Origin of the sequence: Paucihalobacter ruber (assembly GCF_006494535.1) — a bacterium.
Taxonomy (GTDB): Bacteria; Bacteroidota; Bacteroidia; order Flavobacteriales; family Flavobacteriaceae; genus Paucihalobacter; species Paucihalobacter ruber.
Map to the genome: position 1 here is coordinate 192,506 of NZ_VHIQ01000007.1, position 15,991 is coordinate 208,496.

The following is a 15,991-nucleotide window of genomic DNA, read 5'->3' on the forward strand; positions in this document are numbered from 1 at the left end:
TTTAGTGCACTCTTTAATGTAATTTTTCTATACAAGTTTTTTATATTGTTTTCAGTCCTAATTGTTTCAAATATTCGTTGTGTTCATTTCTAGACTTGGTTGCTTTCTTTTCTATTTCAGTCAGTTTTTCATTTACTTCTTCTAAGTCAATGATAGGTTCTGCAATTGCAGTGCTGACGTAACGTGAGATATTCAAGTTGTAGTCATTGTCTACAATTTCTGACATTGGTACTCTACGAGCATATCGCTCAAGCTTTTCTGGTCTATTTTGATAAGTGTCAACGATTTTTAAAATATCATTTGGGTGGTCTTTTGTTCCATCCCCATCACGCAAAACATTTTGACGCTTTTCTTTTTTATAGTGTTCACTTGCATTGATGAACAACACATCATCTTCTTTTTTACATTTTTTCAATACCAAAATACAAACAGGGATTCCTGTTGAAAAGAATAAGTTAGAAGGTAAGCCAATAACAGTGTCAATATTATTATCTTTCAATAGTTTTTTCCTAATGCTCTGTTCCGCTCCACCTCTGAATAACACACCGTGAGGCAGAATGATTGCCATTGTACCTTCTTCACTTAAATAGTGAAAACCGTGTAACAAAAAGGCAAAATCTGCTGCTGATTTAGGTGCCAAGCCATAATTTTTAAAACGAAAATCTTCGTTCATCGCTTCTGAAGCATCCCAACGTAAACTAAAAGGCGGATTGGCTACTATGGCATCAAACTCTACTTTTTTGGCTGGGTTCATTTCGTTTAAAATATCCCAGTCATTTTTTAAGGTATCTCCGTGAAAAATTTCGAATTCTGAATCTTTTACTCCGTGAAGTAACATATTCATTCGTGCCAAGTTGTAGGTAGTAATGTTTTTTTCTTGACCATATATTCTGCTAATGGAGCCACCTCCAGGTTGGTCTTCAATTTTATTTTTAACGTTGAGCAATAACGAACCCGAACCACAAGCAAAATCCAATACTTTATTGAGTTTTTTCTTTTTGCCTGCTTTTGGGTTTTGGCTATCAAGAGTAACGATTTCTGAAAGAATAGATGATATTTCCTGTGGGGTATAAAACTCACCTGCTTTTTTGCCAGAACCTGCTGCAAATTGCCCAATCAAATATTCGTAAGCATCTCCAAGGGTATCGCTGTCTGTCGAGAAACCCGAAATACCTTCGGCAATTTTTGTAATTATTATACAAAGCTTTTCATTTCTAGCTTCATAGTTCTTTCCTAATTTTTCAGAATCTAGGTTTATCTCAGAGAATAAACCTTTAAAGGCACTTTCAAAGGATTCATTTTCTATGTATTTAAATCCCTTTTGCAGGGTTTTTAATAAATCTTCGTGCTGTGTTCTTGCGAGTTCTGAAATGCTGCTCCATAAATATTGCGGCTCAATAACATAATGCACTTTTCTACGCATTTGTTTTTCAAACTCTACAACATCGCTTGGGTTAGCTTTATACCAAATGGATAGCGGTGTACGTTTGTCGTTTGCTTCTAATTTTGGATAATCTGAGCCCAATTCTTTTTGAACCGAAGCTTCATAATTATCGGACAAATAGCGTAAGAATAGGAACGAGAGCATATAATCACGGAAATCATCTGCGTTCATTGCACCTCTTAGGTTATTGGCTATTTCCCAAAGGGTTTTGCCTAATTCTTCTTGTTTTTGTTTTGCTGTCATTCTTGTACAGTTTCGGTTTCTAATTCAGGCACGATTTCAGGGTTGAATTTGTAATTCTTTAAAAACTGCCTGAGTATTCTTTTAAAATGTTGCTTGTTTTCAGGAAGCATTTCAGTGGGCTCGTATAATGAATAATTGCCGTGACTTAAAATATTAATCATCCTAGTGTATATAACACCATTTTCGTCATCTGCTTCTGGCTTTATACAATCTGAAAAATTGGCGAAACCGTGAAATGAAGCTGTTTTTTCTAGGATACTTCTCAGAATATTAAAATGATATGAGTATAAATTGCCACTTTCAACGGCATTATGTAAATCTCTAATAAGTGATACGTGATGGAAAAATGGTGTATCTGTTGTATCAGTTAGTTTGTATTTGTTGTCATACAGTTTGCTCAAAAAATATTTCTGACCATTTTTTAATTCATTACACATCACATTAAAAAATAAAGTGTGATGCGATGAAATAATGACTTTTACATTATTGTCATTTTCCTTGAGCAATCTTGCTAAGTGACTAGCAACGGCAATTGTGTTGTTGTCATCTAATGAAGAAATTGGGTCGTCAATGTATATGTATTTTACCCAATCATAGTTTTGGTCACCATCAATTGCTAGCTGAGCAATAGCCAAGAAAAAGCACCAAATAAAAATATTTTCCTCACCTCTGGAAACTTTGATGAAATTTTTGTTTTGGGCTGTTCCATCAACTAACTCTTCACGGATAAAATTAACAGCCCAATATTCTGACTCATCACCGTTATCCGCTGCGTTAGGTTTTTTGTATTTATAGTCGATGTCAAAATTAAAATCTGCATACCTCTTTAAAAGTGGTCGAATTCTATTGGCAATATCTATTGACTCTATAAGACTTTTATCGTCTTCGGCATCTGTACTCCCAAAGAATTTGGAATCTCTGTTTAGCAATAATACACGATGTGTATCATCATCTAAATCATTATCCCAAGTAAACAAGTCTTCTGTAAAAGCATTGAAATAAAGCGTTTCCTTGTTATCTCCTGTTTTACTAAGCTCTCTAAACTTCATAGAAAGTCTTGTCTTTCCTGTACCGTTGTAGGCAAATAATAGCGTGTACTTTTTCTCTATTGACTTGATGTGATTTACAACTTCATCTAAAGAATCAAAAGGAAGGAAGCCTACGGTTTTTAAGATGCTTACAATTTTACTTGTTGTATTAGCATTTATACCATTTTTTAAAACATAAGCGTCTTTTTCATCATTTAGAGCATAATTGTCTTCAATAGTTTTTTTAAAATCAGAATTCTTAAACTCAGGTCTATTGAGTTTTTTTAATACTTCTTTTTTAAATACCGCTTCTTGTATGTTAGTTATTCCACTCATATCTATCAATCATTAATACTTGGAAATAACTGTTGCAACAAGCCTTTTTTATGGTCTTGTAAAGACTCTATTTTATCTGCTTGTTTCTTGATTAAATCGTCTGCCAAGGTTAAACAATTGGCTATTTTCTCCTGTTCTTTTGGGTCTTTTGGTTTTAGAAATGGAAATGATAAAGCGGTTTCTTTTCTAAGATTTGTTTGTTTAACTCCATCATCAAAAGCTAAGAAGTATTTATTTCTGTTCTGAATGTAAAAGAGAAATTTATTGTCAATATCTGTTGGTGTTATTTTACAGATTCGTTGATTCACCGTATAGGTATCATCTTCGTCAACATAGAAACATTTGGCTATGGCTTTTCCGTTTGGTATGTCACTTAATACCATCAAAATATCACCAGTATTTGCCATTAAATTGGCTGAATCCGTAAACTTAACTACTTCACCCTCTGTCGATATAAATTTTGAGTTTACTACTTTGTATTTTCCTGTATCAGATATTTCTTGTTCGTGAGCTTTTCCGTTTTCATAGTCGGCAACTTCATCTAAAGTTGTTTCCTCCCAATCCCCATCATCCTTAAACTCAGGAAAACGAAATTTGGGTTGACTTTCGCCTTCTGCTGGGAAAAGCTGCTGCAATAAGCCTTTTTTATGGTCTTGTAATAGGTCTAGTTTTTCGGTTTCTGCGGTGATGACTTCATCTAAAGAAGAAAAGCAATCAGCTATTTTTTGTTGTTCTTTGGGTGATGGGAATGGAATGGATACTTTCTTAATATCGTCACTATTAACTGCGTCAAATGCCCCACCTTGGGAAATATCTTGCCAATAAGGCTCATAAGAAATTAACCACTGATATAAATACTCTTGAGAATTATCCTTTACTGTTCTAATTGCTGAAATTCCTCTACCTATACAAGCTTTATGTAATGATTTTGCTACTGTTCCAACTGGTGCTCTAACACTTAATAAAATATCATCAATTAAACATTCTTTAGTTATTTCTGAAGTGAAAATTCTTGGAACAGATAATCTGTTTTTTATATCTGCATTGCCCTGTATTAAAGGCAAGCCTTTACCTTCTGTATTGTAATTAGCTGATTTTGGGGATGAACCCATAACAATTTTAGAAACATCCTTATCTCCCAACATTTTTATTTTCCATTCTCCCTCTTTTTCAAATTCAGAAAAACGCAACTGCGGTACTATTTTCTTAACATCCTTATTCATAAGCGTTTAATCCTGCAATTTCTCGCCCTTGGGCTAGTTTGTTTAATAATGGCACTAGGTCTTCCATTAGTGCTAATTCGGCTACTCTTCGGTCTTTCCAACCTAACTCTAAGGGTGCCAATAAATCGGTGAGCTTTTCGCCATCAAAAATCATTCGGTGTAGTATTTCATCTATAAAGGCTTTCAGGCTATCATTTTCCAACTGGTGTTTTAGGGCAATGGCTTTTAACTCACTGGCTGCTTTTTCATCTTTAAATTGTTGATAGCCTGTACGTATTTCCTTTTCGGTCATTCCATTACCTACTTCCAAGGTGTTGATGTAGGCAATGATGTCTTCTCGCTCGTCCATTAAGTTGGCACTAGAGCTAAGTAGGTTTATCAACTGCACACGGGTCATCTTGTGTTTAGACGGTTTGTCTTGGGTGTATTTGGCAATCAACCCAATGATGTAATCGTAATCGATAATGGCAGAAGAGAAGAGTACAAACTCAAAATCAAGTTGTTGCACTTCGGGTGGTGTATCGGGTTTATTTTGTATTTCCTTTAAGCGTTTTGCGGTATCGAGATAATTGCTCTTGAACGAACGGAAATCATCTGTTGGCAATGCTGCTTCAATGGTTTCGGCTTGTGTTTCTTCCAAGTCGGTGTATTGGTCGAGTTGCGTTTTTAATCGCTGTACTTCTTTAAAGGTATTGATAAACTGGGCACGAGCTTCATCGCCTTTCAGGTTATCCACTTCGTGGGGTTTGCATTCCAATCCGTGCGATTCCATAAAGGTTTTGAGATTGCTAACCGCTTCCTGGTATTTAGCAATTACTTTTGGTGCAGCATCTACCAACCAAATTTCTTTAGCTTTTTCAATATCTGCACCAGAAAAACGAACCATTGCCCTTTTTACATCCTCTTCTTGGTCTCTAAACACTAAAATATTACCATAGGGTTTGGTATCGTTAATCACACGATTGGTTCTTGAATAGGCTTGAATTAATCCGTGATATTTTAGGTTTTTGTCTACATAAAGTGTATTCAGGTATTTAGAATCAAACCCCGTTAAAAGCATATCTACCACAATCATCACATCTATTTTGTCTTCGTGTGGCACGTCTTTGTTGGGGTATTTCTGCCATTTGATGCGTTGCTGTACATCTTGGTAATAGCCATCAAACTCTGTTATTTTATGATTGGTGCCATACTGGACATTGTAGTCTGCAATAATTTGGGTTAGAGCTTCTTTCTTTTTGTTGGGCTCTATTTGGTTATCGGCCTTTTCTTGCTCTAAGTCTTCTTGTAGCTGTTCCACATCCTTATTGCCTTCGGCAGGTGGCGAAAACACACAGGCAATATTTAAAGGCCTGAAATCTTCATTAACTTCGGCAAATTCCCGTTGGTTTTGCTTAAAAAGGTGGTAATATTCAATAGCATCAGAAATAGAAGAGGTTGCCAAAACAGCGTTGAACCTTCTGTTATTAGTGGCTTTGTCGTGCTTTTTTAGAATGGCATCTATCACCGCCATTTTATGGCTCAAACTAGTGAAGTCGGGTTTGCCTTCTGCGGTAAAATAGTCGATATGAAAACGCAGCACGTTTTTATCTTCTATGGCATTGGTGATGGTGTATGAATGTAATTCTTGTTGAAAAACATCATTTGTTGTCTTATAGGAAGCTTGTTGACCTTCAATGGTTTTGTAGGTTGCGTTTTCTTCAAAAATGGGTGTTCCTGTAAATCCAAAAAGCTGTGCTTTGGGGAAGAACTCTTTTATAGCATCGTGATTGTCGCCAAATTGAGAACGGTGGCATTCATCAAAAATAAACACGATTCTTTTATCTCGTAATGGTGCTAACCTATCGTAATACGTTTCTTTCTTGTCCTCCCTTTGCTTTACATTACGTTTACTATTCTGGTTGAGTGCTAAGCCAAGTTTTTGAATAGTGGTTACAATCACCTTATCAGCATAATCGGTAGAGAGCATTCTATTGACCAAAGTGCCTGTATTGGTGTTTTCTTCCACACTACCTTCTTGAAACTTGTTGAACTCCTGACGGGTTTGTCGGTCAAGGTCTTTTCGGTCAACTACAAATAGGCATTTTTCAATATCAGGATTGTCTTTTAAAAGGGTAGAAGCTTTGAAAGAGGTAAGTGTTTTTCCGCTTCCTGTAGTGTGCCAGATGTAGCCATTACCTCTGTTTTGGTGAATGCAATCAACAATGGCTTTCACCGCATAAATTTGATACGGCCGCATTACGAGTATTTTTTGCTCGCTTGCCACCAAAACCATATAGCGGCTTATCATTTGACCCAAAGTGCATTTGGTCAAGAACTTATCAGCAAAGTCGAATAGGTGATTGATTTTTTTATTGTCTTCACTAGCAAGCGTATATACAGGTAAAAACTGCTCTTCAGCATTAAAAGCAAAATGTTCATTATTGTTATTGGCAAAATAGAAGGTCTTGCTTTTGTTGCTCACAATAAACAACTGCGTAAAGCACATTAACGAATTGGTGTAGCCGCTTCCTGAATCATTTTTATAGTCCACAATCTGCTGCATTGCCTTGTTAGGACTTACTTCCAGCGTTTTTAGTTCTATTTGAACCACAGGGACACCATTGATAAGAATGATGACATCGTATCTATGGTTGCTGTTTTTGGTGTTTATTCGAAGTTGGTTAATGACTTCAAAGTCATTCCTGCACCAGTCTTTGATGTTTACAAGGGTATAATATAAAGGTGTGCCGTCTTCTCGAGTGAATGTATTTGTTTTACGCAAATAATTAGAAGAAATGAACACATCAGGATTTACGATTTCTTCTCTTATTTTGTCAAATTCAGCATCTGTTAAATTAACTCTGTTGAGCTTCTCGAATTTTTCTCGAAAGTTTTGTTCAAGAGCGTTTAAGTCTCTAATATCAGGACGATATGTGTATTTTAAGTCTTGTAGTTTGCCTACAAGTCCATATTCTATATCTGCTTCTTTAACTATGTCCATTCAATCTTCCTTTATTAATGCTTTTACTTCAACCTTTAAGATTTTTGAAATCTCAAATAGTGTTTCCAAACTCGGTTGTCTTCTGTTCTGAACGTAAGAGTTTACCATATTGTAGCTCTTTCCTAACTGTTCAGCCAACCAGATTTGTTTAATTCCTTTTGCTTCTAAAACATCTTTAATTTTATTCATTTTGGAATTATTTTTATGAATCCTCTAAAGTAGTAAACAAAATTTAGTATCTCATAATATAAACATAAAAATAAAACCCACATGTTATAATTTTGAGCATGTGGGTCTTGACAAGCTTTTGAATATTTGTAATAACTAACGATTACATTTCACAGTCCATTTCTTTTGTCTTTTAAATCGACACCAATATGGTCCCAGTCTTCATTGATTAATCCTTCTTTTGGAATGCATTTAACTCCCATGTTTTTATAAAAGTTTAGGAATTTAAATTTCCATCTATTTTTTTATAAAACCCCGTTTTAGGCTGTTCTAGAAATATTCCCAAGCATTTTTTTAAAATACTATCAACGCTTCTTTGGCCTAGGTTAAAATTTGGCCCTAATGTTATGGCTTCTTTTCTCCCAAATTCATTAGGTAATGCGTTATAAAATAATTCCTTATTTGAGCCTGTCTTAAAAAAACTTTTGTCAGATTTAGATGGTAAGTTGTTAAACATAATAAGGCTATGCTGTATGTATGTTTTAATTAAGGACATAGCTACTTCAAAGTCTTCATCGGTGCAAACATTTTCATTATCTAACATTTTATTTTCAAATTTTCTTAATGCAGTAAATATCATACAGAAGCGATATAAAATTAGACCAAGCCTTTTAACAACGCTTAGTGCATCTTCACTAATAAATGTATTTACTTGTTTTAAATAGACTTTAAAGGCTTTATTTAACTTGTTCCATTGCTCTTTAGAAAGTTTAATTTCGGTTTCATTATTTTCAAAGAATAAAGTCATTTCGTGAACTAGGTTAGATAGCTGTTCAAAATAATCATTTAGATTTATAGAATTACCATAGGGTGAAGGGTCAATCCACTCAGGTTTTGACTTAAAAATGTAAAATAAAAATCTGCTAAATAATCCATCTTCAACTGATGATATTATTTTAAAAATTTGATTCGGGGTACCAGATAATGCAACTGATAATTGAGGGTTCTCGATTTCAAAATATTCATTATTTGTTTTTCTGGATATTGAAATTTTCTCGTGATGAAATGCTTTTCTGAGTAGGTCGGAATATGAACCCCAATCATTTTTAAAAGTTTGACCTAAAGTGTCCGCCTCGGTTTCACAAATAATACCTTTTCCATTATTTTGTTGGATATGTTGAATTATTTTAGAATTACTCGTGTTAGCGGGAATAAAAACGACTTTGAATTTTGGTTCTGGAGTTGATTCTACCTCAATATCATTAATAAATTCGTTTTCTTGCTCTCTCTTGTAAGCTTCAATAGCTTCTAATGAACTTTTCACGGTCTCTTTATGATAACTGTCTGCTAATTCTTTAGCCGATTGTAGCGAACCTTTACCTGATGCTGCTGGTGCAATTATGAATGAAAATAAATTTGGATATACTTTTCGACCGCCATATATTCCATAAACATTTGGTAAGCAACCTGAAATTATTGTTAGGGCACCTGTTAAAAAGCTGTCTTTAGAACGTTTGTCTGTAAATGCGTTGGAGCCTTCCTTTAGTAAATTAGGTAGTCGTTTATATACTAACTCTGGAATTAGAGGAGTATTTAATAAAAACTCTTCATTTTTTTCACCCTCTAAATCATGATTTGTGTCATTTGCAAGGTTTGCAAACTTTGCAAAGTCTGCAATTTGGTTTTTGTAGGCGCTGTTTATTGTATTTTTTATTTCAACCTCATCTAAGTCAAAATTGTCATAACAATAATTGAAAGTATCTTCTTCTAATATTCCTCTTCTATTTGCATTACATGCAAATTGATAAATAAAATTATTTCTGTTTCCTACATAATATTGATTTTTAATCTCTGTAAATTTTAAACAGGCATCTAAATTTTTTGAAGATGTAGTATTGTCATCTTTAATAACTATCGAATTATTAAAATCAGGATTAACATTAAAAATAGTTGAGTCTTCGTTTACATAAGTTTTTTCATCATATGAAACAAAACATAAGCGAGTGATATCTTTACACTTGGTGTCAAAATCATAACCAGTTAAATTTTTGTAAAAATTTGCCACTTGCAAATAAGCATTTGTGTGGAATTCTTGCTCAGAATTAATTTTTATAAACACTTTTACACCTTTGCCACTTGGGCTTATAAAAGAACCATAAGTATATTCACAGTTATTTATAACATCAACTAAATTTTCAATCTCATTTAATGAAATATGGTCAAAATCAAGATTTATAATTTTTGAATAAGATGTTATACACTCTTTCTTTCTTTGGTCTCCAAACGTTCCAGAGGGAGTAAAGGCACGAAGTTTACTTTTTAACTTATCGGCTTCAGAACTATTATCTTCTTTTATGGCAGTTCTTATTGCTAGTATTTCATTTTTGAATTTACCAGATTTTACAGATTGAAATATATCTTGAATCTTAGTTTCACCGATTTTTTTACCGAAATTTATATAAATAGAATTCATTTTTTTTACATTTTTTATTATTAATAATTTAGCAAGCGATGGGAGTTAGTGCATTATCGATGTCTTCTCGTTTATAATAAACTCGATTACCAATGCTATAAGCAGTAAGCACCTTTTTTTTATGCCAACTATATAATGTAGGAAATGAGACCCCCAAGATTTCAGCCGCTTCAATACGACTAATCCATTTAGATGGTTGCTTGGGTTGGAATTCTTTTTTGAGCTCTTCTAGCTCCTTTTTAATAGCTATTAGGATAGTTTCCGTTAGCTTTTCTTCAGTAATTTGAATTAATTGTACCATTTTTATTTAATTTAAAATTATGGTACAAATGGAAGGTGGGTCTAATGGGGTCTATATGTCTTTAGACCCATTTTTAAATTTTATGGAATTTTAATGTTGTTTATGGGGTTATTTAAAAAATGTTCTACATTTTTTTTTGCTTCTTTAATAAGTACATTTATCTCTTCATTAGATTTAAGTTTAGGATATTTATTGGTTAAAAGTTTTCTGGCATTATCTGGATGGATACCCATAATAAGAGCTAGTACTTTATATTTACTTCTTTGTGACGCATCTAAATTATGAATTAAATTATCTATTTTTAATTTTTTAATTAATTCAAAACGCTCTAAATTATCAAATTCAGGAATATCTTTTAGCTTTAGGGGAACCTCAACATTGGATTCTTTTTCAGTCGGGTTTAAAATATTTTTTTTATTTATTCTTATGCCATTATTTGTGTGTTCTGCAACATATCCCTCTTTCTCCAGTTTTAACTTTAAGAAATGAATTTTTTTAACTCGATTACTAGATATAACTTGTCTGTTTTTCCCATTTAAAAATTCATGATAATTCAGATGTAAAAAATAATCTGGAATGTCAGTTTGGTATATATGGTCTTCGGTATTCCTTGGATTAAATTGAAAATTACATTCATATTCTAAAAAATTTATATAATCCTCTCTGGGAAAATGCTTAAAGTAGGACTCTTTAATATTGTGAAAATGATTTTCATAAACTTTTATTGAACAATTATGCCAGTAGTAGTTATTTTTTTCGCTAAAATCAAGGATTTTATCAAAGATGCGGTTTAGTTCAGTCTTGTAATTCCTATAAGCGGTTGAAGGATTTAAATATTTTAAAATTGCTTTTGAAATCTCATTATCATCAAATTTGATTTCATTATTAAATTCGTTGCTTTGTTTAAATTGTTTGATGTACTCATTTACTGAGTCAAAATTTTTAATTTTATTTTGGTCTTCTTTATTTAGTTCTCTGTCTTTGAGTAACTCAATATTAATAAAAAGTCTGCTAAATAGATTTAGTACCCTTTCGTTGATGTTATCCCGTGCTTTCATAGCTATAAATTCTTATTTTTTCTACAAATAAATTTATGAAAAAAACTTGTGCATCTTTATTTTTTCAGCACGTTCTATATCATCTACTTTGATGTAGTTATAAAAAACTTTTTCTGTGCTATGGCCACTTATGGTCATGATATCTATAGTTGGCATACCACTTTTGTATGCGTTTGTGCAAAAACTTCTTCTGCCAGTATGATTTGTGATTAATTCAAATTTTTTAAATTTTTTTGTTTTTTTTATGCCTCCCTTAGTTATACTTTTTTCAATAACTTCATTAATTTTCGCAAGTTCGCCAATTTCTTTTAGGCAATAATTTATATGTTGCTCTGGCATTTTAGGAGGTGGATTACCATTTCGTTTTTCTAAAATAGCCTTAACAGTTTTGTTGATTGGTATTGTTAAAAGTTTTGAGTTTTTCTGGGTTACTATTGAAATATAATAGGAGTCTTTTTCTTTGATTATGTTTTTTTTGCTGAGGTTGTTGAAATCTGATACCCTTAGACCTGTATTGGCAGAAATTAAAAACAAATCTCTCGCATTGTCTATTTTTTCGGAAGTGATAACAAAATCATCGTTTATTTTTTTATCAACAAAATTGCTGAAATCTAGCTCATGTATTTTTTGAAGTTCAGATGTATTCAAGTAAATGTTAAACACCTGTTCTGATGGTTTTTTGAAGTATCGTTTTTTAAAATCTAAATTTTGATGGAATCCCTTTTCAAAACTAGCGTGCATTATCGTTTTTAAAATTTTAATTGAGGTTCCAATATAGTTTAGCGAATATTCATTTTCACGCATGAACTTTAGGAAACTATCATAGAAGTCAACACCTATTTTGTCATAGCTGAGACTATAAATGGAATCATTAAATCGCTTTAAAATGTTGTATGAGTTTCTATAGGTTCTTGAAGTTCCCGAACTCATAGGCCTGCCAGTAGAAACAAGAGGGTTATTTTTGTAATGTTCAATGAACCAATCAAAAAATGGTAATAGTTCTAAATTATTATTTTTTTCTTCTTCATTGGTCTTCCCTCTATTTAAGAAAATATCCAATTCATTTTTTAACATCTCATTATTTAAAGGCACTCCGTTTGTGATATTTTCAACATGGATTTTTTCAACAAGGGTTTGAATTTCACTTAATCTCGTATTGATTTTGTTTCTATGAACCTCATCTACAACATTTTTTATTCTCATTTTTCGTTCATCCCAATTTTTGAAATCCGAAATTTCCAGTCCAGTGGAGTATCTGAGTCGTTTTTTAGTGCCATAATTAAAAAACAGGTTAATTGATGCGGATTTGCTTTTACCTCTTCTTAAAACAAAAGTTAGTTTAGCCATGGTTTTATCTTTTAAGTAAAGATAATGAAAAAGCAATCTATTATTTAAATATGTGTCACAATTTGTGTCACTTATTTGTTGATGTAGTTTTATTTAACTTTATGTGATTTTACATTTATGTTTTTATTAAAAAATATTAAATCAATAAGTTATATTTAAATTGGTGCTTTATATGGCTGTTTTTATAAATATTGTTTAAAGTATTTTGTGACCCCTCCGCGGTCACATCAAGCAGGTAAAACCGTCTCCAACAGCGTTGGAGACGGTTTTTTAATTTTATTCTGCGTCAAAAGCATAGCTTTTGTAAGCGGAATAAAATTAAAAAACCACAGCACCCAACCTTATTGGGTGCTGGTTTTACCTATTTGCAGGAGCGAGCAAACAGGGATCAGCGGCGCTAATCCCAAGGATAAAATATTCAAAAGCATAGCTTTTGTAAGCGGAATAAAATTAAAAAACCACAGCACCCAACCTTATTGGGTGCTGGTTTTACCTATTTGCAGGGGTTATGTTAAAGGGATTCATGTGACGAATACCACTCGTGATCTTGATTTTAAAGAAAATAATAACTTAAATGATTTTTTTGATATTCTTATAGGATTCTAGTAAAATCCTCCATAACTACTATTCCAGATGGCAATAGCAAACAGATATCGGTTTGCCGTCAATTTTATAGAGCGCGGTTTCAGTGGTTTCTTTCTGGATACTCAATTTTTCAAATCCGGGATAAATATTATTAAACTCAACGGTATTACCGGCTTCATCTTTTCCTTTTAAGTCGTATCTAAAGACTACTTTGGTGCCTACCGGCGCGTAATAATATACAATCCAGGCATCAGATTCACGTAGGCCAACACATCCATTGGAGTAGGCTTTTTCTAAGGTTTCCAGATTTGTTGTGGGGTGAATTAGTTGTCCCAGACTCACGCCGTTAATTGCCGGTTCTATCCAGGGTATGGCAGGCAATTTTGTTACCATACCGTCATCTCTGCGGGTAGAATGATATCGATGGTTGTCTTTCGGATTGATAAAGGCGGGCTGTTTATTAACTCTAATGATGGTGCCAACACCGGGCTTTGTTCTTAAGTCTACTTCCCGGTTAGCCATGGCCAAAAAACGAGTGCTGTTTTGTCCTACCCGCACCGGAAATTTGTATAATGCTTGTCCGTTTTGAATAATTCTCATTTTAAATTCGGGGATGTTTAAGTCCAGGTAGGTGTTGTCTAATTGTGATTTGATACGTTCGGTTTGAAGTGAATCGGGTACGATTAAAACTTGATTTTTCCGAAGTGCCAAAAGGTACTGAGAATCTTCATTGAATATGCCTTTTTCCTTTAAATAATAATAATCTGTTTTGGACAGCGTATCTAAAATCCAGTGATTGTTATGAACGAGAATATATTCGTTGGTTGCATAATTATGAGTGGCGTTTAGGCCGAATACTACACTATCCATCCATTTAAAATAGTGTTTAATAGGAATGTCTTTATTCACCCGGATGGTTTCAGGATTTTCATAGCTGTTTAAAGAATTGCTCGATGTAGTCGCTTTCTTTGAAGGAGACTTATTTTCATGTAAAGTTGCAGGCTCAGTCTTGTTAATGCAACTAAAAATCACGCCAGCTACAAGTAAAATAACAAATGACATTGATTTCATGGTTCTAGGCTTTGACGACCTATTATTATCAATAGATTTAATTAATTCACTAAAAAATGTAGTTTTATGATTAACGTATAATTAGCTTATTCTACAAACCTTAGAAGAGAATTAGTTATACATAAAGATACCAAATAAAACCCAATTTTGCAGAATTGCATTGGGGAATTTCAGCATTTTAGTTTTGTTTTATAGACTAACATCTGGTAGTGATTATTAATCTTTTATAGTGCCAAGAACAATTTCAAAGTAATTCAACCTGTTTCAGCAATTTCTATAATTCAAAAATATTTAGGATACTAATAGCAAATTCATAAATCCGTCTTTTTTAAAACTAAATTTTAAAAGCCGCTTTAATCGCATCTACATATTCTAGCCTCTCCCAAGTAAACAGTTCTACATCTAAAGTGATGCTGTCGCCGTTAGGTTGTTCAAAAGTTTTGGTTACTATTTCCGGAGTTCTGCCCATGTGTCCGTATGCCGCCGTTTCGCTATATATAGGTTGACGCAGTTTTAATCGGTCTTCGATAGCTGCGGGTCGCATATCAAATAGTTGCTTTACTACTTCGGCTATTTCGCTATCGGTAATGTTATATTCACAGGTTCCAAAGGTGTTTACAAAGATGTTCATAGGCTCGGCAACGCCAATAGCATAACTTACCTGCACCAGCACTTCGTCACATAAACCAGAAGCCACTAAGTTTTTTGCAATATGGCGTGTGGCATAAGCTGCACTGCGGTCAACTTTACTGGGATCTTTTCCTGAAAACGCGCCACCACCGTGGGCTCCTTTTCCGCCGTAGGTGTCAACAATAATTTTTCGGCCGGTTAATCCGGTATCGCCGTGAGGACCGCCAATAACAAACTTTCCGGTAGGGTTTATGTGATAAGTAATATCGTCGTTAAACAAATCCTGAATATGTTCAGGCAGTAATGTTTTTACCCTTGGAATGAGTATGTTTTTCATATCATGCCTTACCTTTTCAAGCATAGCTTCTTCGGTATCAAACGGGTCGTGTTGGGTTGAAATAACAATAGTATCGATACGCTGCGGGATGTTATCATCACTGTATTCAATAGTTACCTGGCTTTTAGCATCGGGTCTTAGATAGGTGATGTCTTTGCATTCTCTGCGTAAAACGGCTAATTCTTTTAAAATAAGGTGAGACAATTCCAAGGCCAAAGGCATGTAATTATCGGTTTCGTTCGTGGCATAACCAAACATCATGCCTTGGTCTCCGGCACCTTGTTCTTCTTTATTGGCCTTATCTACTCCGCGGTTAATGTCTTCAGATTGTTCATGTATGGCAGAAAGAACACCACAAGAGCTACCGTCAAACATGTATTCACTTTTGGTATAACCAATCTTGTTAATGGTATCTCTTGCAATTTTTTGAACGTCGAGATAGGTATTCGACCTTACTTCGCCCGCCAAAATAACTTGTCCGGTAGTCACCATAGTTTCGCAAGCTACCTTAGAATCGGGATCGAATGCTAAGAAATTATCAATTAATGCATCGCTGATTTGGTCTGCTACTTTGTCTGGATGTCCTTCAGAAACACTTTCTGAGGTAAATAAATACGCCATAATATAAATTTAGTTTCTTAGATATGATTTGACGTACAATTATGCAGTAAATTACTGTATTTAGCACTTTTTAAACTTCATTAAGTTGAAGTTAGAGGTTGCAATCAGTCAAATCATTCCTCCTTATTTTCAGTTGTCAAAAG

At 33.7% G+C, this 15,991-nt stretch carries 12 protein-coding genes; 1 reads left to right on the plus strand and 11 read right to left on the minus strand.

Going from position 1 to position 15,991, the window contains the following annotated elements:
• Positions 1-40: 40 nt before the first annotated feature.
• The 9 genes from FJ651_RS14090 to FJ651_RS14130 all read right to left on the minus strand — a co-directional run bounded on the left by FJ651_RS14090 (position 41) and on the right by FJ651_RS14130 (position 12,604).
• On the minus strand, positions 41-1,687 hold the full coding sequence (locus FJ651_RS14090; RefSeq protein ID WP_140991208.1) for a type I restriction-modification system subunit M: 1,647 nt from the start codon (positions 1,685-1,687) through the stop codon (positions 41-43).
• Entirely contained in the window at positions 1,684-3,051 is a 1,368-nt protein-coding gene (locus FJ651_RS14095; protein WP_140991210.1) for an AAA family ATPase, read from the minus strand. Before FJ651_RS14095 ends, FJ651_RS14090 begins: the two co-directional genes overlap by 4 nt.
• A 5-nt stretch (positions 3,052-3,056) precedes the next feature.
• The gene (locus FJ651_RS14100) at positions 3,057-4,274 is read right to left on the minus strand and encodes a restriction endonuclease subunit S (RefSeq protein WP_140991212.1); all 1,218 of its coding nucleotides are present in this window, start codon (positions 4,272-4,274) and stop codon (positions 3,057-3,059) included.
• A complete protein-coding gene (locus tag FJ651_RS14105; RefSeq protein ID WP_246085379.1) occupies positions 4,267-7,257 on the minus strand; it encodes a type I restriction endonuclease subunit R in 2,991 nt (996 codons plus the stop codon). The genes FJ651_RS14100 and FJ651_RS14105 overlap by 8 nt, the downstream gene beginning before the upstream one ends.
• Positions 7,258-7,446, minus strand: coding sequence for a helix-turn-helix transcriptional regulator (locus FJ651_RS14110; protein ID WP_140991214.1), 189 nt, complete (start codon positions 7,444-7,446; stop codon positions 7,258-7,260).
• A gap of 256 nt (positions 7,447-7,702) precedes the next feature.
• Positions 7,703-9,898, minus strand: a complete 2,196-nt coding sequence (locus FJ651_RS14115; RefSeq protein WP_140991216.1) for a DUF3987 domain-containing protein — start codon at positions 9,896-9,898, stop codon at positions 7,703-7,705.
• Between the two features lie 28 nt (positions 9,899-9,926).
• Positions 9,927-10,199: a helix-turn-helix domain-containing protein gene (locus tag FJ651_RS14120; protein ID WP_140991218.1), complete on the minus strand. Its 273-nt coding sequence runs from the start codon at positions 10,197-10,199 to the stop codon at positions 9,927-9,929.
• 80 nt (positions 10,200-10,279) lie between these two features.
• Complete coding sequence (locus FJ651_RS14125; RefSeq protein ID WP_140991220.1) at positions 10,280-11,257, minus strand: hypothetical protein; 978 nt, start codon at positions 11,255-11,257, stop codon at positions 10,280-10,282.
• Positions 11,258-11,290: 33 nt separating this feature from the next.
• On the minus strand, positions 11,291-12,604 hold the full coding sequence (locus FJ651_RS14130) for a site-specific integrase (RefSeq protein WP_140991222.1): 1,314 nt from the start codon (positions 12,602-12,604) through the stop codon (positions 11,291-11,293).
• A gap of 348 nt (positions 12,605-12,952) precedes the next feature.
• Here FJ651_RS14130 and FJ651_RS14135 point away from each other — a divergent pair, with 348 nt between their 5' ends.
• On the plus strand, positions 12,953-13,210 hold the full coding sequence (locus FJ651_RS14135; RefSeq protein WP_140991224.1) for a hypothetical protein: 258 nt from the start codon (positions 12,953-12,955) through the stop codon (positions 13,208-13,210).
• 18 nt (positions 13,211-13,228) lie between these two features.
• On the opposite strand, the gene FJ651_RS14140 is transcribed toward FJ651_RS14135, so the two are convergent.
• Both FJ651_RS14140 and metK read right to left on the minus strand, forming a co-directional pair.
• Positions 13,229-14,260, minus strand: a complete 1,032-nt coding sequence (locus FJ651_RS14140) for a L,D-transpeptidase (RefSeq protein WP_140991226.1) — start codon at positions 14,258-14,260, stop codon at positions 13,229-13,231.
• Between the two features lie 334 nt (positions 14,261-14,594).
• Positions 14,595-15,848 (minus strand): methionine adenosyltransferase, encoded by a 1,254-nt coding sequence (metK, locus tag FJ651_RS14145; protein WP_140991228.1) that lies wholly within the window; start codon positions 15,846-15,848, stop codon positions 14,595-14,597.
• Positions 15,849-15,991 lie beyond the last annotated feature (143 nt).

Excerpts from the sequence above, each read along its gene's own strand:
- FJ651_RS14090 (WP_140991208.1), bottom strand. The coding sequence starts at position 1,687 with ATGACAGCAAAACAAAAACAAGAAGAATTAGGCAAAACCCTTTGGGAA.
- FJ651_RS14095 (WP_140991210.1), bottom strand. The coding sequence starts at position 3,051 with ATGAGTGGAATAACTAACATACAAGAAGCGGTATTTAAAAAAGAAGTA.
- FJ651_RS14100 (WP_140991212.1), bottom strand. The coding sequence starts at position 4,274 with ATGAATAAGGATGTTAAGAAAATAGTACCGCAGTTGCGTTTTTCTGAA.
- FJ651_RS14105 (WP_246085379.1), bottom strand. The coding sequence starts at position 7,257 with ATGGACATAGTTAAAGAAGCAGATATAGAATATGGACTTGTAGGCAAA.
- FJ651_RS14110 (WP_140991214.1), bottom strand. The coding sequence starts at position 7,446 with ATGAATAAAATTAAAGATGTTTTAGAAGCAAAAGGAATTAAACAAATC.
- FJ651_RS14115 (WP_140991216.1), bottom strand. The coding sequence starts at position 9,898 with ATGAATTCTATTTATATAAATTTCGGTAAAAAAATCGGTGAAACTAAG.
- FJ651_RS14120 (WP_140991218.1), bottom strand. The coding sequence starts at position 10,199 with ATGGTACAATTAATTCAAATTACTGAAGAAAAGCTAACGGAAACTATC.
- FJ651_RS14125 (WP_140991220.1), bottom strand. The coding sequence starts at position 11,257 with ATGAAAGCACGGGATAACATCAACGAAAGGGTACTAAATCTATTTAGC.
- FJ651_RS14130 (WP_140991222.1), bottom strand. The coding sequence starts at position 12,604 with ATGGCTAAACTAACTTTTGTTTTAAGAAGAGGTAAAAGCAAATCCGCA.
- FJ651_RS14140 (WP_140991226.1), bottom strand. The coding sequence starts at position 14,260 with ATGAAATCAATGTCATTTGTTATTTTACTTGTAGCTGGCGTGATTTTT.
- metK (WP_140991228.1), bottom strand. The coding sequence starts at position 15,848 with ATGGCGTATTTATTTACCTCAGAAAGTGTTTCTGAAGGACATCCAGAC.